This window comes from Streptomyces sp. Je 1-332, from assembly GCF_040730185.1.
In the GTDB taxonomy this organism is placed as follows: Bacteria; Actinomycetota; Actinomycetes; order Streptomycetales; family Streptomycetaceae; genus Streptomyces.
In genome coordinates, this window is the sequence record NZ_CP160402.1 from 1,753,797 (window position 1) to 1,777,102 (window position 23,306).

Genomic DNA, 23,306 nt, shown 5'->3' on the forward strand with positions numbered 1-23,306 from the left:
ACTGGCCGGTACCGGCCAGAAACCTCAAGCCCTTCGACCGGCCAGAAACCTTTCAAGGAGACACAGGACCGTGACGGACATCGTCGACGAGCTGAAGTGGCGGGGCCTTTTCGCCCTGTCCACGGACGAAGATGCACTGCGCAAGGCGCTCGCGGACGGTCCCGTCACGTTCTATTGCGGCTTCGACCCGACCGCGGCCAGCCTGCACGTCGGGCACCTGGTGCAGGTCCTCACCGTCCGCAGGCTCCAGCAGGCGGGGCACCGCCCGCTCGCCCTGGTGGGCGGCGCCACGGGTCAGATCGGTGACCCGCGGCCGACCGCCGAGCGCACCCTGAACGACCCGGAGACGGTCGCGAACTGGGTGGCCCGGCTTCGCTCGCAGATCGAGCCGTTCCTGTCCTTCGAGGGCGAGAACGCCGCGACGATGGTCAACAACCTGGACTGGACCGCGGGCATGTCCGCGATCGAGTTCCTGCGGGACATCGGCAAGCACTTCCGTGTGAACAAGATGCTGACCAAGGACTCCGTGGCCCGCCGCCTGGAGTCCCAGGAGGGCATCTCGTACACGGAGTTCAGCTACCAGCTGCTGCAGGGCATGGACTTCCTGGAGCTCTACCGTCGCTACGGCTGCACGCTGCAGACCGGTGGCAGCGACCAGTGGGGCAACCTCACCGCGGGCATCGACCTGATCCACCGCCTGGAGCCGGACGCCACGGTGCACGCCGTCGGCACGCCGCTGATGGTCAAGGCGGACGGCACCAAGTTCGGCAAGTCCGAGAGCGGCGCCGTCTGGCTCGACCCGCAGATGACCACGCCGTACGCGTTCTACCAGTTCTGGCTGAACGTGGACGACCGTGACGTCTCGACGTACATGCGCATCCTCAGCTTCAAGTCCCGCGAGGAGATCGAGGAGATCGAGAAGCTCACCGAGGAGCGCCCGCAGGCCCGTGCGGCCCAGCGCGCGCTCGCCGAGGAGCTGACGACGCTGGTGCACGGCGCCGACCAGTGCGCCGCGGTCATCGCCGCGTCCAAGGCGCTGTTCGGCCAGGGTGAGCTCGGTGACCTCGACGAGGCGACGCTGAGCGCGGCCCTCTCCGAGCTGCCGCGCGTCCAGGTCACGGAGCTCGGCCCGGTGGTGGACCTCCTCGCGGAGGTCGGCCTGGTGGCGAGCAAGTCCGCGGCCCGGCGCACGGTCAAGGAGGGCGGGGCCTACGTGAACAACACGAAGGTCGCATCCGAGGACGCCGTCCCGTCCCGCGACGAGCTCCTGCACGGGCGCTGGCTCGTGCTGCGCCGCGGCAAGAAGAACCTGGCGGCCGTCGAGGTCACCGCGGGCTGACCCGCGGCACCGTAGGCGCGCGTGAGGGGCCGGCCCGACGGACCGGCCCCTTCCGCACGCCGCGTACGGGCAGGTCAGGCGCGTTGCCTGTTGCCCTTGATCATCTTGTACGCCATGTCTCCGACGCCGACGACGACGAGGGCCGCCACGAGCTGCAGGGCGTGCCGCCCCCAGTCGATGCCCTTGGTGTCCTCGATGCCGAACGCGGAGGCAAGCGAGTTGCCGATGATCGCGCCGATGATGCCGAAGATCGTGGTCAGCCAGAGCGGACTGTGCTGCTTCCCGGGCAGGATCGCCTTGGCGATCAGTCCCAGCACGAATCCCACGATGATGGCCCACAACCAGCTCATAGCTGCCTCCTCGTTCGGCTCAACATGAGCATTACGGCAAGTCTCGACCGATCCTCCATACGGCGCATGTCGGGCACCCCCATACGTGGCATGACGCAGACAGGACACCGAGAAGAGGCCCGCCCCGGTCTCGAAGGCTGCGCAGCCCAGGCGTAACGTGGAGCGGGTCCGGGCCGGGGAGCGCCCGGCTTCTTGTGAGCAGGCGGTGGAATGTGATGCGGAAGCAGAGCGGCGCCCAGGTCTTCCGGATCACAGGGGCCCGGCAGTCACTCGCGGACGACGTGCGCGGCCGGCAGCGGCGGTACGTGATCTCGATGTCGATCCGTACTCTTTCGGTCATTGCCGCGGCGGTGCTGTGGAACGTCGAGCGGCATGTCGCCTTCGTCGCCCTGGTGCTCGGCATCCTCCTCCCGTACATCTCCGTGGTGATCGCCAACGCGGGCCGGGAGAACGCCCCTTCACTGCCGTCGACCTTCGTACCGGCGCCGTCCCGGCCGATGCTCGCGCCACCGCCCCTGCGTACCGAGTCCCCGGAACCCGTCCCGGAAGCGGGCGCGGGCCCCGAGACGGGCGAGCCCAACGCTCCGTACGGCCACCAGAACTGACCGTCGACGTTGCGCCAAGCTCAAGAAAAGCTCAGATCAATCATGTAGTTCCGGTGCCAGGCACCGGGTCCCCCATGACATACTTCGTACGCGCTCCGCATCCCCCGTCGGAGCGACAGACCGACGCCGGGCAGCTCCCCCCGTGGCTGCTCGGCGTCGCCTTGTTTTGAACGCACTTGGACGTTACTCGTGAGCGACGAAACACCGATCTGTTCCGCCAAGGGCTGCCGCGCCGCCGCGGTGTGGGTGCTCGCGTGGAACAACCCGAAGATCCACACCCCGGAGCGCCGCAAGACGTGGCTCGCCTGTGCGGAACACCGCGAGCACCTCTCTCAATTCCTGGGCGTACGCAGCATGTTGAAGGACGTCGTGCCGCTCGCCGAGTGGGAAGCCCCGGAGAGCTAGCGCGCGAGAGCTCGCGCGCCCTAGCCGCCGATCGCCGACATCGGGCGGTCGGGCTGCAGGAACGTCGGGTCGTCGAGGCCCGAGCCCGCCTTCTTGCCCCACATCGCGAGCTTCCATATGCGCGCGATCGCCTCGTCCGAGCCGGCTGCGTCGTCGGCGCTGTCCTCCCGATTGGCCCGCAGGGCCGCCCTCAGGTCGGTCTCCTCCGTGGCGAACAGGCAGGTGCGGACCTGGCCGTCGGCCGTGAGCCGGGTGCGGTCGCAGGCCGAGCAGAACGGGCGGGTGACGGAGGCGATGACGCCGACGCGATGCGGGCCGCCGTCCACGAGCCAGCGCTCGGCCGGCGCGGAGCCGCGCTCGCCGGAACCCTCCTCGGTGAGCTCGAAGCGCGTACGCAGCGACTGCAGGATGTCACCGGCGGTGATCATGCCGTCGCGCTTCCAGCCGTGCTGGGCGTCCAGGGGCATCTGCTCGATGAACCGCAGTTCGTAGTCGTTCTCGACGGCCCAGGCGAGGAGGTCGGGGGCCTCGTCGTCGTTCAGGCCCGGCATCAGGACCGTGTTCACCTTGACCGGGGTCAGGCCCGCGTCACGGGCCGCTTCCAGGCCCTCCAGGACGTCCTTGTGGCGGTCGCGGCGGGTGAGGGTCTTGAAGACGTCCGGGCGCAGCGTGTCCAGGGAGACGTTCACCCGGTCGAGGCCCGCGGCCTTGAGGGCGGCGGCGGTGCGCTTGAGGCCGATGCCGTTCGTCGTCAGGGACATCCGGGGGCGCGGCTCCAGCTGGGCACAGCGCTCGACGATGCCGACGAGGCCGGGGCGCAGGAGCGGCTCGCCACCGGTGAAGCGGACCTCGGTGATGCCGAGCTGCGTCACGGCGATCCGGATGAGGCGGACGATCTCGTCGTCGCTGAGGAGCTCGGACTTGGACAGCCACTGCAGGCCTTCTTCGGGCATGCAGTACGTGCACCGCAGATTGCACTTGTCGGTCAGCGAAACCCGCAGATCGGTGGCCACTCGGCCGTAGGTGTCGATGAGCACGTGGGCCCCCTCCCTGATCCTGTTCAGCCGTTCGGTCCAGATAACACGAGCCTACGTGACGGGACCGACAGTGAGGGGGGCCCGATCCCACGAGGAGCGGTACGGCCGCGTCGTAGAGATCTACCAACGATCTACGACGCGGCCGCTGACCTGCGTGTTTCAGGCGGAACCGAGGAGGATCAGTGGGCTCCGGTTCCCGTCAGGGACCGTACCTCCAGCTCCGCGTACTTGCCCTTGTCCGCCTCCTCCTTCGACAGCAGCGTGCCGAGCCAGCCGAGCAGGAAGCCCAGCGGGATGGAGATCAGGCCCGGGTTCTCCAGCGGGAAGAAGTCGAAGTTCGCGTCGGGGAACATCGAGGTGGGCTTGCCCGAGACGACCGGCGAGAACAGCACCAGGCCGACCGCGGCGATCAGTCCGCCGTAGATGGACCAGAGCGCGCCCTGCGTGGTGAACCGCTTCCAGAAGAGGCTGTAGAGGATCGTCGGCAGGTTCGCGGAGGCCGCGACGGCGAAGGCGAGGGCGACCAGGCCCGCCACGTTGAGGTCACGGGCCAGGGCGCCGAGGGCGATGGAGACGATGCCGATGAAGACGGTCGACCAGCGGGCGGCCTTCATCTCCTCCTTCTCGGTGGCCTTGCCCTTGCGGATGACGTTCGCGTAGATGTCGTGCGCGAACGAGGACGACGAGGCCAGGGTGAGGCCCGCGACGACCGCGAGGATCGTGGCGAAGGCGACCGCGGAGATCACCGCGAGCAGGATCGCGCCGCCGGTGGAGTCGCCACCGCCGCCGATCTCCAGGGCGGCGAGCGGTGCCGCGGTGTTGCCCGCCTTGTTCGAGGCGATGATGTCGCCGGGCTTGAGCAGGGCGGCGGCGCCGAAGCCGAGGACGATCGTCATCAGGTAGAAGGAGCCGATGATGCCGATCGCCCAGTTCACGGACTTACGCGCGGCCTTGGCCGTCGGCACCGTGTAGAAGCGGATCAGGATGTGCGGCAGTCCCGCGGTGCCGAGCACCAGGGCGATGCCGAGCGAGAGGAAGTCCAGCTTCGAGGTGCCGCTCACGCCGTACTTGAGACCGGGCTCCAGGAAGGCCGAACCCTTGCCGCTGTTGGAGGCGGCGGTGCCGAGCAGGTCGGAGACGTTGAAGTTGAACTTCAGCAGGATCAGGAAGGTGATCAGGATGGTGCCCGCGATGAGCAGCACGGCCTTGACCATCTGCACCCAGGTGGTGCCCTTCATGCCGCCGATGGTGACGTAGACGATCATCAGGACGCCGACGAGGGCGACGATCAGGATCTTGCCCGCGTCGCTGGTGATGCCGAGCAGCAGCGAGACCAGGACGCCCGCGCCCGCCATCTGCGCGAGCAGGTAGAAGATCGAGACGACGATCGTGGAGGTGCCCGCGGCGGTGCGCACCGGACGCTGGCGCATCCGGAAGGCCAGCACGTCGCCCATCGTGTAGCGGCCGGAGTTGCGCAGCGGCTCGGCGACCAGGAGCAGCGCCACCAGCCAGGCGACGAGGAAGCCGATGGAGTAGAGGAAGCCGTCGTACCCGAAGAGCGCGATGGCGCCCGCGATGCCGAGGAAGGAGGCGGCGGACATGTAGTCGCCGGAGATCGCCAGGCCGTTCTGGAAGCCGGTGAACTGGCGGCCGCCCGCGTAGAAGTCGGCGGCGCTCTTGGTCTGGCGTCCGGCCCAGACGGTGATGAAGAGGGTCGCGACGACGAAGGCCGCGAAGAGGCTGATGATCAGCGCACGGTGCTCGGAGGCGTCGGAGGCCGCGGCCAGGACAGTGGTGTTCAGCGCGGGGCTCATGCGCCGCCCTCCATACGGGACTTGATCGCGTCGGCCCTGGGGTCGAGCTTGGTGGCCGCGTGGCGGGAGTACCACCAGGCGATGAGGAACGTGGTCAGGAACTGCCCGAGGCCGAGGACAAGGGCGACGTTGATGTTGCCGAAGAGCTTGGTGCCCATGAAGTCGCCCGCGTAGTTGGAGAGCAGGACGTACACGAGGTACCAGGCGATGAAGGCGATGGTCAGCGGGAAGGCGAAGGAGCGGTGCGCCTTGCGGAGTTCACCGAACTCGGGGCTCGCTTGCTCCTGGAGGAACTCTTCCGTGGACGGCGCGTGCGGAGCGGGGGCTTCTCCGTCCTTGGACGGTGGGGATGCATCGGGGGCCACGGAGTCTTCTCCTCGTGGTGCGGGTGCGGTGGGGACGGACAGCTGATCCATTGGCTCTCTCTGATCCGGCAGTGACGCGGATCACGTGAGCCACGGATGGCGATGCTAAGGCCATGGGACGTGATCCGACAGGGGTCGATGTTGCTTCCGTTACCTGTTCAACGTCTCGGCGGCGCGCCCGGCGCGGGGTTACGCGTCGTTTTCTTCCGGAATCCATTGCTGGCCTGGGAGTTCGGGGGATAGCTTCACCCTGCACACCCCGTCATGTACCTGCCCGATCACTAGATGTGTTCGGGCAGTTCACGTATCCGGATGATGTGGAGATCCCATGGCTCATCTGCGTTCCAGACGTCGCATCGCCCTCACCGTGCCCCTCGGCATCGCGCTCGCGGCGTCGGTCGGTTTCGCTCCCGGCGTCGCGACCGCGGCCCCCGACGCACCCGCCACCGCGTCGGCGAAGGCCGAGGCCCCGAAGCTCGCGTACGTCGTCAACACCCGCACGGACTCCAAGACGATCGCGTACGTCAAGAAGGCGATCGCCAGGGCGGACGGCACCGTCGTCGTCACGTACCCGAAGATCGGCGTCATCGTCGTGCACTCGGCCAACCCCGACTTCGGCAAGCAGCTGCGCAAGGTGAAGGGGGTCAAGTCCGCGGGCGCGACCCGTACCTCGCCCCTGACGGCCGCGGGCACCACGGAGGAGGGCGCACCGACCCTCCTGTCGAAGTCCGAGGCCAAGTCGCTGAAGGCGAAAGCAGTTGCGGGCACCGAGCCCCTCGAAGCGGACCAGTGGGATCTGCGCGCGATAGGCGCCGACAAGGCGGCGAAGATCAACCCGGGCAGCAAGAAGGTCACCGTCGGCGTCATCGACACCGGAGTCGACGACACCCACCCGGACCTCGCGCCCACCTTCTCGGCCTCCCAGTCGGCGAGCTGTGTCGGCGGCAAGGCGGACACCTCTCCCGGCGCCTGGCGCCCGGAGAAGCCGGAGCACTACCACGGCACGCACGTGGCGGGCGAGATAGCCGCCGCCCGCAACAACGTGGGTGTCGCGGGTGTCGCCCCCGGTGTGAAGGTCGCGGGCATCAAGGTGGCCGACCCGGTCAGTGAGCTGTTCTACCCGGAAAGCGTCGTCTGCGCGTTCGTGTTCGCCGCCGACAAGGGCATCGAGATCACGAACAACAGCTACTACGTGGACCCGTGGCTCTACAACTGCATGGACGACCCGGACCAGCGGGCCATCGTCGACGCGGTCAACCGCGCCCAGCTGTACGCCCAGAAGAAGGGCACCCTGAACCTCGCCTCCGCAGGCAACTCCAACCACGACCTCGCCGCCGACGAGATCCTGGACGACTCGAGCCCGGACGACTCGACGCCGGTGCCGCGCACCATCGACCCCTCCGAGTGCTTCGACCTCCCGACGCAGCTGCCGGGTGTCGTCACGGTCAGCGCGACGGGCGTGCAGAACCTCAAGTCGTACTACTCGACGTACGGCAAGGGCGTCATCGACGTCGCTGCCCCGGGCGGCGACGCACGCCAGATCCCGGCCGACACCCCGTCGAAGAACGGCCGCATCCTCTCCACGATGCCGGGCAACCAGTACGGCTGGCTGCAGGGCACCTCGATGGCGTCGCCGCACGCGTCGGGCGTGGCCGCGCTCCTGAAGTCGACGCACCCCAAGGCGAGCCCCGCCGAGCTCCAGCGGCTGCTCAAGAAGCAGGCCGACAACCCGGGCTGCCCGACGGAGCCGTACGACCCGGACGGTGACGGCAAGGTCGACGCTGTCTGCGAGGGCTCCAAGAACAAGAACGGCTTCTACGGCAGCGGGATCGTCGACGCGCTCGACGCCGTGAAGAAGTGAGGGGCACACGCAGCATGACCGCACCGTTCACACGCTCCCGACGCGTGCTCGCACTCCCGCTCGGCGTGGCGGTGGCCTCGGCCGTCGCCTTCCTGCCGGGCACGGCGTCGGCCCAGCCCGATGCCGCGTCTCAGCCGGGCGGCCCTGTGTCGTCCGTCGTGTCCGCCGTCGGCGCCTCGCTCAGCGACGGCACGTCGATGAGCTACGTCGTCAACGTCAGCTCCGGGCATGGCGGTTCACCGTCCGCCAAGACGTCGGCGTACGTGAAGAGGGCCATCTCCAAGGCGGGCGGCAAGGTCGTCATCGCGTACGACAGGATCGGCGTGATCGTCGTCCACGCGTCGAACGCGGACTTCGCCAAGAAGATCCGCGGGGTGAAGGGCGTCGCGTCGGCGGGAGCCACCCGTACGGCTCCGCTGTCCGCGCAGTCCGACGACGCCCTTGAGGCCGACCGGCCCCTGACCGCCGCCGAGGCGAAGCAGGCCGCCGGACGGGCGGGCGCCGGCCAGGACGAGCTGGAGCCGCTCCAGTGGGACCTGCCCGCCATCAAGGCGGACAAGGCTCACAAGGAGTCCCTCGGCAGCTCCAGGGTCACCGTCGGCGTCCTGGACTCCGGCGTGGACGACACGCACCCGGACATCGCGCCGAACTTCGACGCGAAGGCGTCAGCGAGCTGTCTGGGCGGCGTGCCCGTGCAGAAGGACAGCGCGTGGCGTCCGGTGAGCGGGGAGAGCGACCACGGCATGCACGTGGCGGGTACCATCGCCGCCGCGAAGAACGGCACCGGCGTCACCGGTGTCGCTCCGGGCGTGAAGGTGGCGAGCCTGAAGGTGGCCGAGCCCGCGACCGGCATGTACTACACCGAGGCCGTGGTCTGCGGCTTCATGTGGGCGGCCGAGCACGGGGTCGACGTCACCAACTCCAGCTACTACACCGACCCGTGGCTGTTCAACTGCAAGACGGACGCCGACCAGAAGGCCTTGGTCGACGCCGTCGGGCGGGCCACGCGGTACGCGGAGCGCAAGGGTGCGGTGAACGTCGCGGCGGCCGGAAACGCCGAGACCGACCTGGCGCAGGACGAGATCGTCGACGACTCGAGCCCGGACGACACGACGCCCACGGAGCGGGTCATCAAGACCGCGGACTGCCTCGACCTTCCGTCGCAGCTTCCGGGTGTGGTGACCGTCTCGGCCACGGGCGCGAAGGGCGTCAAGGCCTCGTACTCGAACTACGGCAAGGGCGTCATCGACATCGCGGCGCCCGGTGGCGACTCGACGAAGTTCCAGGCACCGGACGCGCCGGCCACGGACGGCCGTATCCTGTCGACGCTGCCCGGGGGCAAGTTCGGCTACAAGGCGGGTACGTCGATGGCGTCACCGCACGCCGCGGGCGTGGCCGCGCTCATCAAGTCGGCCCACCCGTACGCGTCTTCGTCGAAGGTGAAGGCGCTGCTCCACGGCGAGGCCGACGCCATGAAGTGCACCGATCCGTACGACATCGACGGCGACGGCAAGGTCGACGCGGTGTGCGCTGGCGGCAAGAACAAGAACGGCTTCTACGGCGTGGGCATGATCGACGCCTTGGACGCCGTGCGGAAGTAGCCCTCCCGCAGAGGGTGTCGGGCCGGGCGGTCGCGGACCGCCCGGCCCTTCGCGAGAGGATCTCGTTCCATGTATGAGTACAAGGACTCCCAGTTCGTCCAAGCCGACACGGAGCACTGGGTGGCGGCGCCCGTCCGGCCCCGAGGGCTGCTGGTGCTCGGCTTCGTGGGCATGATCGCGTACATACCGGTGTGGTGCGCTCTCGCGGTGGTGAAGGTAGCGGGGTTCATCGTGTGCCTGCTCCTCGCGGACATCGTCGGTTCGGTCAGCGACTCGGGCGGGCGGAAGCTGGTCGCCCTGTCGGACCGCATGCTGGGACGCCTCCGGCTGCCGGGCTGGTGCGTGACCTGGCCGGAGCTGCGCCACGAGGGAGACACGGCGTACCACCGCGCGCGGGTCGACAAGGTCGTCGGCCGCTGGACGGCCCGGGCGTCCGCCCCCCGGAAGCCGAACAAGCGGCTCTGGCCCGTCGAGTGTGAGATCCCGTGGCGCGTCTACCACGGTGTGGGCGGCCACTACGTGGTCGAGACCGCGACGGCCCAGGGGTGGGAGCTGCGGCCGTCGGAGCCGCGGGTGTCGATCAGGCTGTGGTGGTCGGCGGCCACGCAGAGCGAGGCCGGCAAGGACACGGTGGGGTAAGTGGCCTGTGGGGCGGAACGCGGTTCCGCCAGTTGTTTGCCAGGACTTGCCCCTTAACGGTGCACCTGGTGAAGATCATGTGGTGAGCTCCATACAACCGTCCGCCGACCCCGGAGGCGAGGCCTCGGCGGAGGCGGTCGCCGCCGCGCCCCGCGCCTCGCATCGCGCCCCGCGCCGCCCCTCCACGGCCCGTGCCGTCGCCCTCCTCCTCCTGGTGGCCGTCGCCGCGCTCGTGCCGCTGCTCGGCCCTTCGGCGGCGCTGAGCGGCACCGGGGAGGCCAAGGCGCCCGGCACGGCCGGGATCACCTTCCTGCGGACGGCTCTGTTCGCCGCGCTGTGCGTGCAGTTGGGCGAGGTGTACGCGATCCGTCTGGCCCGCAGGGTGCCGGGAGCGCCGCTGGAGCGCGAGCCGCGGAGCTGGTCCACGTACGCGGCGGTGGCGGGTGTCGTCGCCTCGCTCGGCCTCGCCTCGGTCGTGGCCACCGGCAATCTGGTGCCCCGGGCGCTCTCCGACATGGACCTCGGCGGGCTCTACGCGTCGCGGGACGGCAGGCTGGCGCTCCTGGAGGTCAACGCCTTCATCGTGGCGCTGCTCTGCTCACGCTCGCGCCGCCCCTCCACCGCCGCGCTTCCGCTGGCCGCGGTGATCGTCGCGGAGGCGCTGCGGGCCCACCCTCCGGTGGAGGACACCCCGCTCGTCGGCACCGGTCTGACCCTGGTGCATCTGACGTGCGGGGTGCTGTGGGCGGGCGGCCTGCTGCAGGTCCTCCGGATGCTGCGGCTGTGGCGGACGTTCGCCCCGGAGGCGGGCGCGGCGCTTCTGGGGCTCTACGCGCGCGTGGCGGCTGTCCTGTTCGCCGCGATCACCGTGACGGGGGTGTGCAGCACCCTGCGGCGGATGCCGCCGGGCACGGTCCTCGATCAGCTCACGGAGACGGCCTACGGACGCACGCTGCTCGCCAAGGTGCTCCTCGTGGCGGCCGTGGCCGTCCTCGCGCTGCTCGCGCGCCTGCGGCTGCGCAGGCCCGCCGGCCCGGCTTCGGCGTACTCCCCCGCGCGCTGGGAGGTCATCGCGCTAGGGGTCGTGGTGGCGGTGTCGGCTCTGCTGACCGCGTTGCCGCTGCCGATTCGCTGGTGAGCCGAGCCGCCAGTACACCGCTGACGAGCAGGAACTGTGCGGCGATGTAGGTGAGCATGATCCAGAAGTCGGGGCGCGGGGCCTGCGGCCACTCGGCGACGCCGGTCGCGATGAGGGTGTCCGACAGGAGGAACAGCGCGCCGCCCGCCGCCGCGGTGAGGCCGAGCCTCGTGGCGCCGAAGGCCATCGCGGTGAGCAGGAGGCTGTAGCCCGCCACCGGGCCCCGCATGTCCGCGGGGAGGTCCGGCCACAGGAGGGCGACCGTGGCGATGAGGGCGGTGGCGTATGCGGCCACCAGCCAGGCGCCACGCGCGCGTGGCGTGCCGTGACGCTTGAAGAGGGCGAGGTAGCAGATGTGGCCCGCCGCGAAGGAGCCCATCCCGGCGAGGAACGCGGCATCGGCGTCCGCCAGCAGCAGGACGTCACCTCCCCAGCCGAAGAGGAGCGCGGCGATCAGTAGGCGCGGGCCTTTGACCGTGAGTACGTACGCCGTCAGGAGCGGCATGAGCAACGGCTTGAAGACCGTGTGCGCCGCGTCCGAGCTCGCCAGCAGTGCCGCCAGGTCGCCTGTGGCCGCCAGGGCGAATGCGGCCAGGAGGAGCTTGGCCGCGGGGCGCCCGTCCCCAACCGTCACGCCGCGCTCTCCGTAACCGGCTCCGTAACCGGCTCTGTCACCGTCGCCGGCTGCGGTGCCGGCTGCGGTGCCACAGGCGCCTGCGGCTGCCAGCCAGGACCGCGGAACAGCCTTCCGCCGCGCTCGCGCCAACTCGTCGCCGTCTTGAGGTCCTTGGCTATCGCCGCGTACTCGTGCGTGGCCACCCGCAGCGGGTTGTACGTGGCGATGTTCTTCGTGAGGCCGTAGACGGGACGGTCCGTCTCCGCGACCCACGAGCCGAACACGCGGTCCCAGATGATCAGGATGCCGCCGAAGTTGCGGTCGAGGTAGCCGCCCTGCGACGCGTGGTGCACGCGGTGGTGGGAGGGCGTGTTGAAGACGAACTCGAAGGGCCGCGGCAGCTTCCCGATGCGTTCGGTGTGGATCCAGAACTGGTAGACGAGGTTCGCCGACGAGCAGAACGCGAGCGCCGCCGGATGCACGCCCAGAGCGATCAGCGGGACGTAGAACGGCCAGACGGTCAGGCTCGTCCAGGGCTGGCGCAGCGCCGTCGTGAGGTTGAACTTGCGGCTGGAGTGGTGCACGACGTGGCAGGCCCACAGGATGCGGATGACGTGGTGTCCGCGGTGCGACCAGTAGTAGAAGAAGTCCTGCGCGAGCAGCATCAGCGGGATCGTCCACCACAGGACGGGGATCTGCAGCGGCGTCAGCGCGTACACCGCCGAGTAGATCGCGACTATGGGGATCTTCCACAGGAGGTCGAAGACGAGGCTGCCGAGCCCCATGGTGACGGAGGTGGCGGCATCCTTCGTCTCGTACCCGGCTTCGTCCTCGTCCGGATGGATCCGGTGGCTCACGATCTCCACGACCGTGAGCAGCACGAAGGCAGGTATGGACCACAGCACGACATCGGGCAGGTTCGGCGGCATGCGTGCACCGTAGAGGCCTCTGGACGGCCGCCGCTAGACGTAGTTACCGACAAGTATTACCAGGGGTACGACAGCGGATGTTGGCAATCTCCGCCAAAAGCGGACGCTCAGACACCGACCGCCCCGCACCTGATCGCTCACCCGGGGAGGTCTCCCCGGGTGAGCGGTTTCGGCAGGGGCACGCCGTCACCAGACGCGTACGGACCCTCCCGGGGCGAACACCGGGCTCGTCGCGCCGGCCGGCGTCTCCTTGAGGGGTTCGTCCAGCTCCTGGACCGTCGGGCCCACGCGCGCCGCGATCTCCCCGAGCCGCTCCAGGTCGAAGCCGTACACACGGGCCGCGTTACCGCCGACCATGGCGGCTATCTCGTCCTTGGGGAGACCCGCGTAGGCGATGCGCAGACCCTCGCGCGAGAAGGGATGGGTGCCCTCGTCGTGCGGGTAGTCGCTGCCCCACATGATCTTGTCGAGGCCGATCCTGTCCCTCATCCGCGCCTCGTGCGGCCGCATGAAGCTCGCGCCGACGAAGCAGTTGTCGCGCCAGACCTCGGAGGGGCCCTTGCCCATCGAATCGGCCAGGCCCGCACCGAACTTCGCCTCGGCGGTCTCCGCCTTCGAGGCGGCGGCGACCAGCCGCCCGTGGTAGTAGTCCAGCATGTCGAGCACGCCCGGGATCCACCCCGAGCCCTGCTCGGTGAGCACGAGCCGCAGCTCCGGGTGGCGGCGGAAGGCGCCGCCGAACACCAGGTGCCACAGCGCCCGGTGCGAGAACCACGTCGTCTCCACCATGAAGACGGCCCGCGCGGCCGGCTCGTCACCGAGTGGCGGGGAAGCCGATCCGGCATGGTGGTTGACCGGCATACCGCGCTCGGCGCAGGCCGCCCAGATCGGGTCGTACGTCGAGGAGTAGAGCTCCGCGAGCCCGCTGCCCGGCGGTGTGCCGGGCAGCAGCAGACCGCCGTTCAGGCCCGCGTCGGCCGCCCAGTGGATCTCCTTGACGGCCGCGTCCACGTCGTTGAGGAGGATCTGGAAGGCGCCCGCCCTGCGCCCCGGGGCCGCGGCGCAGAAGTCGGCGAGCCAGCGGTTGTGGGCCCGCAGGCCCGCCCATCGCTGCTCGAACTCCTCACGGGTGGGCGCCGGCGCCATCAGGGAAGCGCTCGGGAAGAACGGCGGGATGGTGTTCGGGAAGACGACCTCGGCGACGATGCCGTCCTGCTCCAGCTCCCTGAGGCGGCGGTCCGAGTTCCAGTTGCGGTCCGCGGTGTCGGCGAGCAGGTCCTCGTACGGGTTGACGTAGGTGGCCGCCCACGCGTCGAACGCGTCGTGGTGGCGTGACTCCAGGTAGGGGCGGTAGTCGAGGAGATCGGCGCCCGCGTGGCAGTCGGCCGAGATGACGGTGTAGCGCTCTTCGGTCATGTGCTGCCGGCTCATGTGTCCGCCCCCATCACCGGGAAGTCGTGGTCGGTCAGCCAGTGGCGCCCCACCTCGCGCGAGCGCGCCCAGGAGGCCTCGACGGCCGACTGGTCGGGCTGCTGGCCGAGTTCGGCGGGCGTCGGGCCGATCCTGCGGGCCAGCGGCGCCAGCTTCTCCGTGTCGAAGCCGAAGACCTCGGCGGCCGCGAGACCGAGCATCCGGCGGGTCTCGCTCACCGGGATGTCGTGGAAGGTTTTCCTCAGCCACGCGCACGTGTCGGGCCAGGTCCCCTCGGGGTGCGGGAAGTCGCTGCCCCAGAGGATGTTGTCGACGCCTATCTCGTAACGCTGGGCGAGCTCGCGGCGCTTGGTGTTGGTCGCGCAGATGAAGATCTGCCGGTCCAGGTACTCGTGCGGGGGCCGCCGCAGCTCCGCGAACGGGGAGAGCTTCTTGCCGCCGTGCGCGCCCAGGTAGAGGCGGTCCATGAACCACAGGAGGTTCGGCAGCCACCAGCAGCCGGACTCCGCGACACCGAACTTCAGCCCCGGATGACGCTCGAAGACGCCCGACCAGAGCATGAACCACAGCGGCCGGGCGGGCCACCAGGTCACTTCGGAGACGTAGATCCCCAGGTGATCGCCGTACTCGTGGCGGGGCGCCGCCCCGGAGTGGGTCACCACGGGCATCGCGCACTCGGCCGCCGCCGCCCACACGGGGTCGTAACGCCGGTCGTGGTAGGGCGCCTTGTCGACCCACATGGAGGGGATCATCAGCGCGCCGAGCCCGGACTCCTTGGCCCGGTGGACCTCGGCGACGACCCGGTCGACCTCCCCGGTGATGGGCAACAGGGCGACCCCGCAGTGCCGTTCGGGGTGCTCGGACACGAAGTCGGCGAGCCAGCGGTTGTGTGCCTGCGCGCCCGCCATGCCGAGCTCCGGGTCCTGGTCCCCGGAGAGCCCGAGGCCCACCCCGAAGGGCGCGGCCGTCTGACTGTCCACGGCGTCCGCGTCGGGGAAGACGACCTCGGCGGCCACCCCGTCGCCGTCGAGCTCCTTGAGGCGCTGTGCGGTCTCCCAGCCGCCGCGCAGGCCCTCCTCGTTGTCCTGGAACCACTTGGCGGCGAACGCGTCGTTGCGGATGCCGAGCCGCGTCGCCTCCGCGCGGCGGGCGTCGCGCTCCCCCAGGAACTGATCGAAGTCCCGGTGGAAGCGGCTGTCGAGGTAGGGCCGGTACTCCTCGGTGGGAAGCCCGGCGTGGCAGTCGGAGGAGATGATCAGGTAGGGGTCCTGGTCGGTCATCACGTGCCCTTCAGTCCAGAATGAAGCTCTCCAGATACGCCGGGTTCGCGCGGTCGAGCATCGACCGCGACCTCGCCTTGATCTGCCGGTCGCTGTGCTCGCTCTGCGGGAGCAGCCAGAAGCGGTCGGCCGCGATCCCCTCCGCCACGAAGTCCGCGACCTGCTCGACGGGCGTGAACGCGACCTCCTTGCCCGCGTCCTTCATGGCGGACTCCCACTGGTCGAGAGAGCGGTAAGGGGTCCTGCGGGGGCGGGACTTGGCGTACCGGTCGGGGCGGTTGCGGTGCGACTCCCACAGCCCCGTGCGCAGCATGTGCGGCCCCGGGAAGAGCACGGAGGCGCCCACGCGCGCGTGCTCCGCCTTCAGATGCGCGTACAGCGACTCGGTCATCGTCACGACGGCCGCCTTGGTGACCGCGTACACGGACGCCGTCGGCAGCGGTGCGATGCCGCCGTCACCGGAGGAGGTGTTGACGACATGGCCGGGCTCGCCGCCCGCGAGCATCCGGGGCACGAAGGCCTGGATGCCGTGGAAGACGCCCCACACGTTGACCTCGAAGGCCCACTTCCAGTCGTTCGGCTCGTGCTCCCACATGCGGCCCTCGGCGCCCGAGCCGACGCCCGCGTTGTTGCACAGCACATGCACGGCGCCGAACTTCTCGTACGCCGCTTCGGCGAGCGCGAAGACCTCTTCGCGGGAGCCGACGTCGACCACGCGCGCGTGCACGCTCGCCCCGTCCTCGCGCAGCCCGGCCGCCGCCTTCTCCAGGGCGCCCTCCTCGACATCCGCGAGGACCACCTTCAGGCCGTCCGCCGCGAACCGCCGCGCCATGGCGAGGCCGATGCCGCTCGCGGCGCCCGTGACGACGGCGACCTGTCCTTGCCGCAGCTCCATCTCAGACGCTCCCCTCGGGCGGGCCGTCGAGGATCTGCTGCGGGTCGTCGTAGCGCTGGTGGATGTAGGGCAGCAGTGCCTGCGCGCTGACACGCTCGGCCACCCGGCCCCTCTGGTCCGTGGTCTTCTCGCCGATGGTGATCTCGACGACCGTGCGCACGGGCAGGTCCGCCACCGGGTCGTACATCGACTCGCGCAGCACGACGTCCCCGGTGATGCCCTCCAGCTTGCGGACCTTCTCGTTGCGTACGCAGTGCACGAGCACCGGGTCGGCGTCGAAGCCCGAACCGTCCACCGCGGGCAGGAACTTGAAGTAGAAGTCCGTCTTCTGGACCGGCTCGGGAAGCGGCAGTGCGCCGCTGACCGCGCCCCGCACCTCCACGAAGGCGATGCCGTGCCGGGCCAGCGAGGCACGGATGACCAGGCCGTCGCGCTCCACCTCGACCTCGCCCAGCTTCTTCGGCTCCCCGAAGACCTCACGCCCGCCGATCAGGGCCCGTTCGTGGGTCATCGGCATGACGAGCGGATACCAGCCCTCCACCCCGTCGTGCTCGGCGGCGACGGCGACCGAGCCCGCCCCGAGCGGATATCCGGGCAGGTCGACCTTGCTGATGTTGGCGCGCACCAGCGGCCGGTGCGTGGGCTTCAGCGGGGGCGGCAGAACGGCAGCCACCGCGTCCGGGTCGCTCTCCCAGAGGGCCACCACACCCGTGGACCAGATGTCGGGCAGCTTCGAACTCGCACCGCGCGCCGCGGCGATCTCCGCCTCCGTACGCGCTCCATAACGTACGCGTGCCATGTCGTACCACCCTTCGTCAGGACTACAAGAGGTCTTGCGGGCGGTTCTGTAACACAGTTACAACAGGAGGCGTGAAGAGTGAAGAGACGCGTACGCATCCGGAGCGGGAACGCGGCCATCTCGACCGGGAACAGGTCCTCGCCGCCGCCGCGGCGCTCGTCAAGCGGCACGGCCCGCAGGCCCTGACGATGCGCGGGCTCGCCGCCGAGCTCGGCGCCGCCGTCACCTCGATCTACTGGCACGTCGGCAACCGCGAGTCGCTTCTTGACGCCCTCGTGGAGCGCACCCTCGCCGACCTCGGCGCGATCCGGCCCACCGGCCGCACCCCCGACGGGCGCATCGTCTCCGTCGCGCGCGCCCTGCGCCGGCAGCTGCGCGACCACCCGCACCTCATCGCGATGGTGCACGAACGCGGCCTCACCGAGCGGATGTTCCTGCCCGCTCAGCAGGTCCTCGTCCACGAAGTGCACGCGGCGGGACTGCGCGGCGCCCGCGCCGCCGACGCCGTACGCGCCGTCCAGGTCCACGTCGTCGGCCACCTCCTGGTGGAGCGCAACCGCGAACGTGCCCCCGCACAGCACCCCGGCGAGGAGGAACTGTGGAGCGCGCAGACGGCCGAACAGGACCCGGCGCTCGCCCGCGCGCTCGCCCGACCCGCCGACCCCGAGGCGCTGTTCACCCTGTCGGTCAAGGCACTGGTGTCCGGACTCCTCGGCCGGGGGAACAGCCCAGGGACCTGACTGTCAGTCGTGGCCCGTATCCTCATGGACCATGCTCGAAGACCAGACGACCGCAGCGTCCGCAGCCTCTTGGCCGGCCGCGTACCCAACGGGGTACGCGGTCGTCGACGTCGAGACCACCGGTCTCGCCCGCGACGACCGCATAGTGTCGGCTGCCGTCTACCGCGTGGACGCCCAGGGCGAGGTGGAGGACCACTGGTACACACTGGTCAACCCCCAGCGCGACCCCGGTCCCGTCTGGATCCACGGCCTCACCAGTGAGCTGCTCGCCGGCGCGCCCCTCTTCAGGGACATCGCCGAGGAGTTCGCCGCGCGCCTGGCCGACCGCGTCCTGGTCGCGCACAACGCCGTCTTCGACTGGTCGATGATCGCCCGGGAATACGCACGCGCGGAACTCACCGCCCCCGTGCGCCAGCGCCTGTGCACCATCGCCCTCTCCAAGGAGCTGCGGCTCCCGCTGCCCAACCACAAGCTGGAGTCGCTCGCCGCGCACTTCGGGGTCGAGCAGCGCAACGCGCACAACGCGCTCGACGACGCGCGCGTGCTCGCCGAGGCCTTCCGCCCCAGCATCAAGGCCGCGGCCGGCGGCGGGGTGCGGCTGCCGCTCCTGGAGTGCCGTCCGCTCACCGAGTGGTCCGACGGCGCGCCCCGCATCGCCCGCCAGCCGGCCGGACCGGGCTCGGCCGCCTCCTCGTACTCCTCGTACGGCCCCGCGAGTTGGCGTCCCTCGCGCAAGCGGCCCGCGTGCCCGTTCCCCAACCCGGGTCGGTACGAACCGGGCAAACCGCTCCAACAGGGCATGCGTGTCGCGTTCTCCGGCGACACGTCCATCGAACGCGACCTCCTTGAGGACCGCGCGGTCGAGGCCGGGCTGCACATCGCCACGAGCGTGTCGCGTCTGACCAGCCTGCTCGTCACGAACGACCCGGACTCGGGCACCTCCAAGACCGTGAAGGCGCGGTCCTTCGGTACGCCCGTCATCGACGAGGCCGCGTTCGGCCAGCTCCTGCAGGACGTCGCTCCGGCGGCGGAGGGCTGAGCCGCCCGCGAGCGGCAGACGGGTGATTGTCGGACCGGCTCCCGCCTGCTTGCTCGCATGCGGGCGCCCGGCGTCCCACCCTGTGGCGCATGGCACGTTGCGAGGTCTGCGGAAACGACTACGGCATGTCCTTCGAGGTGCATGCCCAAGGGGCAGTGCACGTCTTCGACTGCTTCTCCTGCGCCATCCACCGTATGGCGCCCATCTGTGAGCACTGCCGGTGCCGGATCATCGGCCAGGGCGTGGAGGCCGACGGACGGTGGTACTGCGGTGCGCACTGCTCGCGGGCGGAGGGGCAGGTGGGCATCGTCGACAGGGTGTGACCCGAGCCCTCCCCCAGGGTCCCGGCGGCCCTCCCCTGCTCCGTTCCGGAGTACCCCACCCCCGTGCACCCCACGACCGAGTTGTACCGTCGTGGGGTGTACCGCTTCCTGTTGTCCCGGCAGTGGGTGATCCTCACCCTCATCGCCCTCGTTCTCATCCCCACGATGATCGAGCTGGGCTTCTGGCAGTTGCACCGCCACGAGCACCGCGTCGCGCAGAACGCGGAGATCTCCAGGGCGCTGGACGCCGAGCCGGTGCCGGCCGAGACACTGACCTCGCCCGGCCACTCCGTCAAGGACGCCGAGCGCTACCGCCGGGTGAGCGCGAAGGGGACGTTCGACACGAAGGACGAGGTCGTCGTGCGGCGCCGCACGAACTCCGACGAGGAGATCGGCTTCCATGTCCTGACCCCGTTCGTCCTCGACGACGGCAAGGTCCTGCTCGTCAACCGGGGCTGGATCCCGGCGAACGGACCGCAGACCGTGTTCCCGAAGGTCCCGGCAGCGCCCAAGGGCGAGATCACCGTCACCGGCCGTCTGATGGCCGACGAGACGTCCGCGCAGAGCGGCATCAAGGACGTCCAGGGGCTGCCTGACCGTCAGATCATGCTGATCAGCAGCGGTCAGCAGGCGCACAGCCTCGGCAAGGAAGTGCTCGGCGGCTACGTCGAGCTGACCGCCCCGGAGCCCGCCGGCGACTCCCCGCAGCTGATCGGCGAGCCCGAGCACGGCGACATCGGCCCGCACATGGCGTACGCCGTCCAGTGGTGGCTGTTCTGCACCGGCGTGCCCATCGGCTGGGTGATCCTGGTGCGCAGGGAGGTGCGGGACCGCAGGGCCGCTGCCGCTCAGACGGCGCCCGCCACGGAGTCGACGCCGGCCGCCGTATAGCGAGCCTCGCGTTCCGTGGCCTCGACGCGGCAGGATAGAGCCATGGATCTTGGACTGAAGGACCGCGTCTACGTCATCACCGGTGCCACCCGCGGCCTGGGCAACGCCGCCGCGCGTGCGCTGGTCGCGGACGGCGCGAAGGTACTGATCAGCGGCCGGGACGAGAAGACGGTCACCGAGGCGGCGACCGAGCTCGGCGCCAACGCCCGCGGGCTCGCCGCCGACAACGCCGATCCGGCCGTCGCCGGGCGGCTGATCGCCGCCGCGCGCGAGCACTTCGGTCGCTTCGACGGTGTGCTGATCAGCGTCGGTGGTCCGGCCCCCGGTTTCGCCGCCGACAACACGGACGAGCAGTGGGAGTCGGCCTTCGAGTCGGTGTTCCTCGGAGCGGTGCGGCTCGCCCGTTCCGCGGCGACGGAGCTCGGCGAGGGGGGCGTCATCGGCTTCGTGCTCTCCGCCTCCGTGCACGAGCCGATCCCGGGGCTCACCATCTCCAACGGACTGCGGCCCGGACTCGCGGGCTTCGCCAAGTCGCTCTCCGACGAGCTCGGCCCCCGGGGCATCCGCGTCGTGGGGCTGCTCCCGTCCCGTATCGACACCGACCGGGTGCGTGAGCTCGACGCGCTCTCCGCGGACCCGGAGGCGACGCGGGCCGGCCACGAATCCAGGATCCCGCTGCGGCGTTACGGGACCCCGGAGGAGTTCGGGCGTACGGCGGCGTTCTTCCTCTCGCCCGCCGCCTCGTACCTGACGGGCGTCATGCTGCCGGTGGACGGCGGGGTGCGGCGCGGCTTCTGACCGGCCGCAGGGCCCGGCACATGCGGCCCGTCAACTCACCCGCCCGGCCCGGTGCTTGACCGCCCGCAGCTGCACCACCGCGGGCAGCCGGGCGAGGCCCGCCGAGTCCCTCGCGTGCGCCAGCGCCTCCGCGGAGAGCTGGTGCAGCGCCTCACCGGGCGTCGCGTCGGGCTCCAGGTGCAGGGACACCCGGGCCTCGGGAGCGTTGCGGCGCCCCGTCAGCATGACCCCGGCCCGCTGCACGCCCTCCAGGGACTCCGCCTCCCCCACGAGGACGCTCTCCAGGGCGCGCCCCCGCAGCAGCGCGCCCTCCCCGTCGCCGGTCTCCACGAGCACCTCGGCCAGCCTCCGCCGCCGCAGCTGCGCCACCAGCCACCACAGGGCGAGCAGCAGGAGCACCGCGAGTACGGCGATCACCGTGGGCCAGAACCAGCCCTCGTCCCGCCACCGCGACCGGTCCGCGTCGCTCAGCAGGACGTCACGCTTGCCGTCGTGGACCCACCACGACGGTGGCGGCGCCCCGAGCCCGACCGCGAGGACCGAGCCGCCCCCGAGAACCAGCACCAGGCCGATCAGGCCGAGCACCACACGGTTGACCGTCTTCAGCATCGCGCGCTCAGCCCTTCCTGCCAGGCCGTGCCACCCGGACGGAGAGCGCGGGGCCGCGGGCGAGGCCCAGGTCCCTGATGCCGTCGGCCAGCGTGGCGTCCAAGTCGTTTCGTACGTCGTCGAGTTCACGGAAGTGGGAGACCGCGTGGACGTCCACCTTGGAGCGCTTCATGCGGACCCGCACCGACTGCACGCCGGACACGTCCATCGCCCGGTCCCGCAGCACCATCGCGGCGGCGCTCCTGTGCAGCCCCGCCCGTACGTCCGCGTCCTCGCGCCGCATGGCGAGCACCGCCCGCAGCCCGGGTGTCGCGGCGAGCACGATCAACCAAAGGCCGAGGGCCGCGACCACCCCGGCGCCGACGAGGACGGCCGTGTCGTCCAGGGGCCGTTCGCCGAGTTCACGGGCGAGGCCGCGCCGCCATCCCATCGCGGAGTGGCCGGCCCGCACCGCGGCGACGTCGTACAGAAAGAGCCCCGCGCCACCGAGGAGCAGCAGCGCGAGGAGGGCGGCGGGCACGCGGCGCGGTGACCAGAAGCGGGACGCCTTGGTCTCGTCGGCCAGCGTGGGCCGCGGGTCGTAGGACGCCGCGGAGGCCGACTGGTCGAGTTCGCTCTCGGCGCGTTCGACGACGGGCAGCGGCTGCGTGCCGCCACCCGCGCCCGCGGCGCCCGCCCTGTGCGACCCCTGAGCCTCGCTCATCGCGTCCTCCCCCGCGCCGCGGCGCGCACGTGTGCCGAGTGCAGCCGCTCGACCTGGACCGCGACCTCGGGAACTTCCATCCCCGCCAACGCCTCTACCCGCTGGGCGACTTGGCGACGCACGGCGCCGCACTGCCCGCCGATGTCCGAGGGGTAGTCCAGCTCGACGCTGACCCGGACGCGGGCCACGTCATGGCGCACGTGGACGGTCGCGTGCGGTGGCGAGCAGTCCGCGGGCAGCTCCGTCAGCGCCTCGCGTGCCGCCCGCGCGGCGATCTTCGCGACGACCCGGTCGGCGATCAGGGTCGCGCCGCGCTCCCCGGGCGCGACCTGTGCCGCCACGGCTCACCGCCGCCGGTCGTCGCCACGGGTACGGAAGAAGTCGCCGGGCTCCAGGTCCCCCTCGAGGAACCGGCCGGCGACAAACCCTATGGCGCCCAGGGCCGCCACCAGCACAAACGCCCCGAACCCGCCGAAGTATCCGGCGAAGCCGAGGGCCATTCCGGCAATCATGCCGATCACGGCCATGCTCATCGTGCGCTCCTTAGCAAGACACGGATGTCACTGAAGGCGGCCTTGCGGCTCGTCGTCGTCCTCGTCGTCGTCCGGGAGCTTCACATCGCTCACGGCGATGTTGACCTCGACGACCTCGAGCCCGGTCATGCGCTCGACCGCCCCGATGACGTTCTCCCGCACATCGCGCGCGACGTCGGCGATCGGGACGCCGTACTCGACGACGATCTCCAGGTCGAGTGCCGTCTGCACCTCACCGACCTCGGCCTTCACTCCGCGCGACACGGACTTGGAGCCCGAACCGCCGGGCACCCGGTCACGTACGGCCCCGAAGGTCCTGGAGAGGCCGCCGCCCATCGCGTGCACGCCGTCCACATCGCGGGCCGCGAGCCCGGCGATCTTCTCGACCACGCCGTCCGCGATGGTGGTACGCCCACGGGAGGCGGGGTCACCGCCGCCCTTCCTGGTCGTGCCGCCCTTCCCCGCCGTCTCGTCCGAAGCCCCCTTCTCAAGGGTCTCCCCCGGCCGGTTCCGCTGTCCGATGTCACTCATCGCCGTGTGTCCCTTTCGAACGGGGATCTACTCCT

Annotated in this window: 27 protein-coding genes; 12 read left to right on the forward strand and 15 right to left on the reverse strand. The window is 70.5% G+C overall.

Annotation, left to right across the window (positions count from 1 at the left end):
- The first annotated feature begins 70 nt into the window (after positions 1-70).
- Positions 71-1,339, forward strand: a complete 1,269-nt coding sequence (gene tyrS / locus ABXJ52_RS08170) for a tyrosine--tRNA ligase (protein ID WP_367040492.1) — start codon at positions 71-73, stop codon at positions 1,337-1,339.
- A 74-nt stretch (positions 1,340-1,413) separates the two neighbouring features.
- Here tyrS and ABXJ52_RS08175 read toward each other — a convergent pair whose 3' ends face one another.
- A complete protein-coding gene (locus ABXJ52_RS08175; protein ID WP_367040493.1) occupies positions 1,414-1,689 on the reverse strand; it encodes a GlsB/YeaQ/YmgE family stress response membrane protein in 276 nt (91 codons plus the stop codon).
- 215 nt (positions 1,690-1,904) lie between these two features.
- On the opposite strand from ABXJ52_RS08175, the gene ABXJ52_RS08180 reads away from it, so the two are divergent.
- Complete coding sequence (locus ABXJ52_RS08180) at positions 1,905-2,294, forward strand: DUF3099 domain-containing protein (RefSeq protein WP_367040495.1); 390 nt, start codon at positions 1,905-1,907, stop codon at positions 2,292-2,294.
- 189 nt (positions 2,295-2,483) lie between these two features.
- Complete coding sequence (locus ABXJ52_RS08185) at positions 2,484-2,699, forward strand: hypothetical protein (RefSeq protein WP_367040496.1); 216 nt, start codon at positions 2,484-2,486, stop codon at positions 2,697-2,699.
- 20 nt (positions 2,700-2,719) lie between these two features.
- Here ABXJ52_RS08185 and moaA read toward each other — a convergent pair whose 3' ends face one another.
- The 3 genes from moaA to ABXJ52_RS08200 all read right to left on the reverse strand — a co-directional run bounded on the left by moaA (position 2,720) and on the right by ABXJ52_RS08200 (position 5,915).
- Positions 2,720-3,736, reverse strand: coding sequence for a GTP 3',8-cyclase MoaA (moaA, locus tag ABXJ52_RS08190; protein ID WP_367040498.1), 1,017 nt, complete (start codon positions 3,734-3,736; stop codon positions 2,720-2,722).
- Between the two features lie 179 nt (positions 3,737-3,915).
- A complete protein-coding gene (locus tag ABXJ52_RS08195) occupies positions 3,916-5,550 on the reverse strand; it encodes a cation acetate symporter (protein ID WP_367040500.1) in 1,635 nt (544 codons plus the stop codon).
- A complete protein-coding gene (locus ABXJ52_RS08200; protein ID WP_367040501.1) occupies positions 5,547-5,915 on the reverse strand; it encodes a DUF485 domain-containing protein in 369 nt (122 codons plus the stop codon). The genes ABXJ52_RS08195 and ABXJ52_RS08200 overlap by 4 nt, the downstream gene beginning before the upstream one ends.
- A gap of 328 nt (positions 5,916-6,243) precedes the next feature.
- Between ABXJ52_RS08200 and ABXJ52_RS08205 the strand changes: the two genes are divergently transcribed.
- From ABXJ52_RS08205 to ABXJ52_RS08220, 4 genes are all read left to right on the forward strand, one after another.
- On the forward strand, positions 6,244-7,776 hold the full coding sequence (locus tag ABXJ52_RS08205; protein ID WP_367040503.1) for a S8 family serine peptidase: 1,533 nt from the start codon (positions 6,244-6,246) through the stop codon (positions 7,774-7,776).
- A gap of 14 nt (positions 7,777-7,790) precedes the next feature.
- Entirely contained in the window at positions 7,791-9,377 is a 1,587-nt protein-coding gene (locus tag ABXJ52_RS08210; protein WP_367040504.1) for a S8 family serine peptidase, read from the forward strand.
- A 69-nt stretch (positions 9,378-9,446) separates the two neighbouring features.
- Positions 9,447-10,016 (forward strand): hypothetical protein, encoded by a 570-nt coding sequence (locus tag ABXJ52_RS08215; protein ID WP_367040505.1) that lies wholly within the window; start codon positions 9,447-9,449, stop codon positions 10,014-10,016.
- A gap of 82 nt (positions 10,017-10,098) precedes the next feature.
- Positions 10,099-11,154, forward strand: a complete 1,056-nt coding sequence (locus tag ABXJ52_RS08220; RefSeq protein WP_367040507.1) for a CopD family protein — start codon at positions 10,099-10,101, stop codon at positions 11,152-11,154.
- Here the strand turns inward: ABXJ52_RS08220 and ABXJ52_RS08225 are convergent.
- From ABXJ52_RS08225 to ABXJ52_RS08250, 6 genes are all read right to left on the reverse strand, one after another.
- Positions 11,084-11,788 carry a lysoplasmalogenase gene (locus ABXJ52_RS08225; RefSeq protein WP_367040509.1) on the reverse strand — a complete coding sequence of 235 codons (705 nt, stop codon included), beginning with the start codon at positions 11,786-11,788 and terminating at the stop codon, positions 11,084-11,086. The two genes, ABXJ52_RS08220 and ABXJ52_RS08225, sit on opposite strands and share 71 nt — an antisense overlap.
- The gene (locus tag ABXJ52_RS08230) at positions 11,785-12,699 is read right to left on the reverse strand and encodes a sterol desaturase family protein (RefSeq protein ID WP_367040511.1); all 915 of its coding nucleotides are present in this window, start codon (positions 12,697-12,699) and stop codon (positions 11,785-11,787) included. The genes ABXJ52_RS08225 and ABXJ52_RS08230 overlap by 4 nt, the downstream gene beginning before the upstream one ends.
- A gap of 186 nt (positions 12,700-12,885) precedes the next feature.
- Positions 12,886-14,115, reverse strand: a complete 1,230-nt coding sequence (locus tag ABXJ52_RS08235; RefSeq protein WP_367048900.1) for an amidohydrolase family protein — start codon at positions 14,113-14,115, stop codon at positions 12,886-12,888.
- A gap of 11 nt (positions 14,116-14,126) precedes the next feature.
- Complete coding sequence (locus tag ABXJ52_RS08240; protein ID WP_367040513.1) at positions 14,127-15,410, reverse strand: amidohydrolase family protein; 1,284 nt, start codon at positions 15,408-15,410, stop codon at positions 14,127-14,129.
- A gap of 10 nt (positions 15,411-15,420) precedes the next feature.
- On the reverse strand, positions 15,421-16,305 hold the full coding sequence (locus ABXJ52_RS08245; RefSeq protein ID WP_367040515.1) for an SDR family NAD(P)-dependent oxidoreductase: 885 nt from the start codon (positions 16,303-16,305) through the stop codon (positions 15,421-15,423).
- Between the two features lies 1 nt (position 16,306).
- Positions 16,307-17,104, reverse strand: coding sequence for an acetoacetate decarboxylase family protein (locus tag ABXJ52_RS08250; protein ID WP_367040517.1), 798 nt, complete (start codon positions 17,102-17,104; stop codon positions 16,307-16,309).
- Positions 17,105-17,175: 71 nt separating this feature from the next.
- On the opposite strand from ABXJ52_RS08250, the gene ABXJ52_RS08255 reads away from it, so the two are divergent.
- From ABXJ52_RS08255 to ABXJ52_RS08275, 5 genes are all read left to right on the forward strand, one after another.
- A complete protein-coding gene (locus ABXJ52_RS08255; protein ID WP_367040519.1) occupies positions 17,176-17,844 on the forward strand; it encodes a TetR/AcrR family transcriptional regulator in 669 nt (222 codons plus the stop codon).
- Positions 17,845-17,875: 31 nt separating this feature from the next.
- Entirely contained in the window at positions 17,876-18,883 is a 1,008-nt protein-coding gene (locus ABXJ52_RS08260; RefSeq protein WP_367040521.1) for a DEDDh family exonuclease, read from the forward strand.
- An 89-nt stretch (positions 18,884-18,972) separates the two neighbouring features.
- Positions 18,973-19,206: a hypothetical protein gene (locus ABXJ52_RS08265; protein ID WP_363313022.1), complete on the forward strand. Its 234-nt coding sequence runs from the start codon at positions 18,973-18,975 to the stop codon at positions 19,204-19,206.
- Between the two features lie 96 nt (positions 19,207-19,302).
- Positions 19,303-20,097, forward strand: a complete 795-nt coding sequence (locus tag ABXJ52_RS08270; RefSeq protein ID WP_367048902.1) for an SURF1 family protein — start codon at positions 19,303-19,305, stop codon at positions 20,095-20,097.
- Between the two features lie 42 nt (positions 20,098-20,139).
- Positions 20,140-20,895 (forward strand): SDR family oxidoreductase, encoded by a 756-nt coding sequence (locus ABXJ52_RS08275; RefSeq protein WP_367040523.1) that lies wholly within the window; start codon positions 20,140-20,142, stop codon positions 20,893-20,895.
- A 30-nt stretch (positions 20,896-20,925) separates the two neighbouring features.
- On the opposite strand, the gene amaP is transcribed toward ABXJ52_RS08275, so the two are convergent.
- The 5 genes from amaP to ABXJ52_RS08300 are packed head-to-tail and all read right to left on the reverse strand — an operon-like array spanning position 20,926 to position 23,271.
- Positions 20,926-21,504, reverse strand: a complete 579-nt coding sequence (amaP, locus tag ABXJ52_RS08280; protein WP_367040525.1) for an alkaline shock response membrane anchor protein AmaP — start codon at positions 21,502-21,504, stop codon at positions 20,926-20,928.
- Positions 21,505-21,511: 7 nt separating this feature from the next.
- A complete protein-coding gene (locus ABXJ52_RS08285; RefSeq protein WP_367040527.1) occupies positions 21,512-22,207 on the reverse strand; it encodes a DUF6286 domain-containing protein in 696 nt (231 codons plus the stop codon).
- A complete protein-coding gene (locus tag ABXJ52_RS08290) occupies positions 22,204-22,548 on the reverse strand; it encodes a hypothetical protein (RefSeq protein WP_367040529.1) in 345 nt (114 codons plus the stop codon). Before ABXJ52_RS08290 ends, ABXJ52_RS08285 begins: the two co-directional genes overlap by 4 nt.
- Positions 22,549-22,551: 3 nt before the next feature.
- Entirely contained in the window at positions 22,552-22,740 is a 189-nt protein-coding gene (locus tag ABXJ52_RS08295) for a hypothetical protein (RefSeq protein ID WP_367040530.1), read from the reverse strand.
- Between the two features lie 27 nt (positions 22,741-22,767).
- Entirely contained in the window at positions 22,768-23,271 is a 504-nt protein-coding gene (locus ABXJ52_RS08300; RefSeq protein WP_367040532.1) for an Asp23/Gls24 family envelope stress response protein, read from the reverse strand.
- Positions 23,272-23,306 lie beyond the last annotated feature (35 nt).

Coding starts and splice junctions, on each gene's coding strand:
- ABXJ52_RS08175 (WP_367040493.1), bottom strand. CDS start 1,689: ATGAGCTGGTTGTGGGCCATCATCGTGGGATTCGTGCTGGGACTGATC.
- ABXJ52_RS08180 (WP_367040495.1), top strand. CDS start 1,905: ATGCGGAAGCAGAGCGGCGCCCAGGTCTTCCGGATCACAGGGGCCCGG.
- ABXJ52_RS08195 (WP_367040500.1), bottom strand. CDS start 5,550: ATGAGCCCCGCGCTGAACACCACTGTCCTGGCCGCGGCCTCCGACGCC.
- ABXJ52_RS08205 (WP_367040503.1), top strand. CDS start 6,244: ATGGCTCATCTGCGTTCCAGACGTCGCATCGCCCTCACCGTGCCCCTC.
- ABXJ52_RS08210 (WP_367040504.1), top strand. CDS start 7,791: ATGACCGCACCGTTCACACGCTCCCGACGCGTGCTCGCACTCCCGCTC.
- ABXJ52_RS08215 (WP_367040505.1), top strand. CDS start 9,447: ATGTATGAGTACAAGGACTCCCAGTTCGTCCAAGCCGACACGGAGCAC.
- ABXJ52_RS08230 (WP_367040511.1), bottom strand. CDS start 12,699: ATGCCGCCGAACCTGCCCGATGTCGTGCTGTGGTCCATACCTGCCTTC.
- ABXJ52_RS08235 (WP_367048900.1), bottom strand. CDS start 14,115: ATGACCGAAGAGCGCTACACCGTCATCTCGGCCGACTGCCACGCGGGC.
- ABXJ52_RS08240 (WP_367040513.1), bottom strand. CDS start 15,410: ATGACCGACCAGGACCCCTACCTGATCATCTCCTCCGACTGCCACGCC.
- ABXJ52_RS08245 (WP_367040515.1), bottom strand. CDS start 16,305: ATGGAGCTGCGGCAAGGACAGGTCGCCGTCGTCACGGGCGCCGCGAGC.
- ABXJ52_RS08250 (WP_367040517.1), bottom strand. CDS start 17,104: ATGGCACGCGTACGTTATGGAGCGCGTACGGAGGCGGAGATCGCCGCG.
- ABXJ52_RS08260 (WP_367040521.1), top strand. CDS start 17,876: ATGCTCGAAGACCAGACGACCGCAGCGTCCGCAGCCTCTTGGCCGGCC.
- ABXJ52_RS08265 (WP_363313022.1), top strand. CDS start 18,973: ATGGCACGTTGCGAGGTCTGCGGAAACGACTACGGCATGTCCTTCGAG.
- ABXJ52_RS08275 (WP_367040523.1), top strand. CDS start 20,140: ATGGATCTTGGACTGAAGGACCGCGTCTACGTCATCACCGGTGCCACC.
- amaP (WP_367040525.1), bottom strand. CDS start 21,504: ATGCTGAAGACGGTCAACCGTGTGGTGCTCGGCCTGATCGGCCTGGTG.
- ABXJ52_RS08285 (WP_367040527.1), bottom strand. CDS start 22,207: ATGAGCGAGGCTCAGGGGTCGCACAGGGCGGGCGCCGCGGGCGCGGGT.
- ABXJ52_RS08295 (WP_367040530.1), bottom strand. CDS start 22,740: ATGAGCATGGCCGTGATCGGCATGATTGCCGGAATGGCCCTCGGCTTC.
- ABXJ52_RS08300 (WP_367040532.1), bottom strand. CDS start 23,271: ATGAGTGACATCGGACAGCGGAACCGGCCGGGGGAGACCCTTGAGAAG.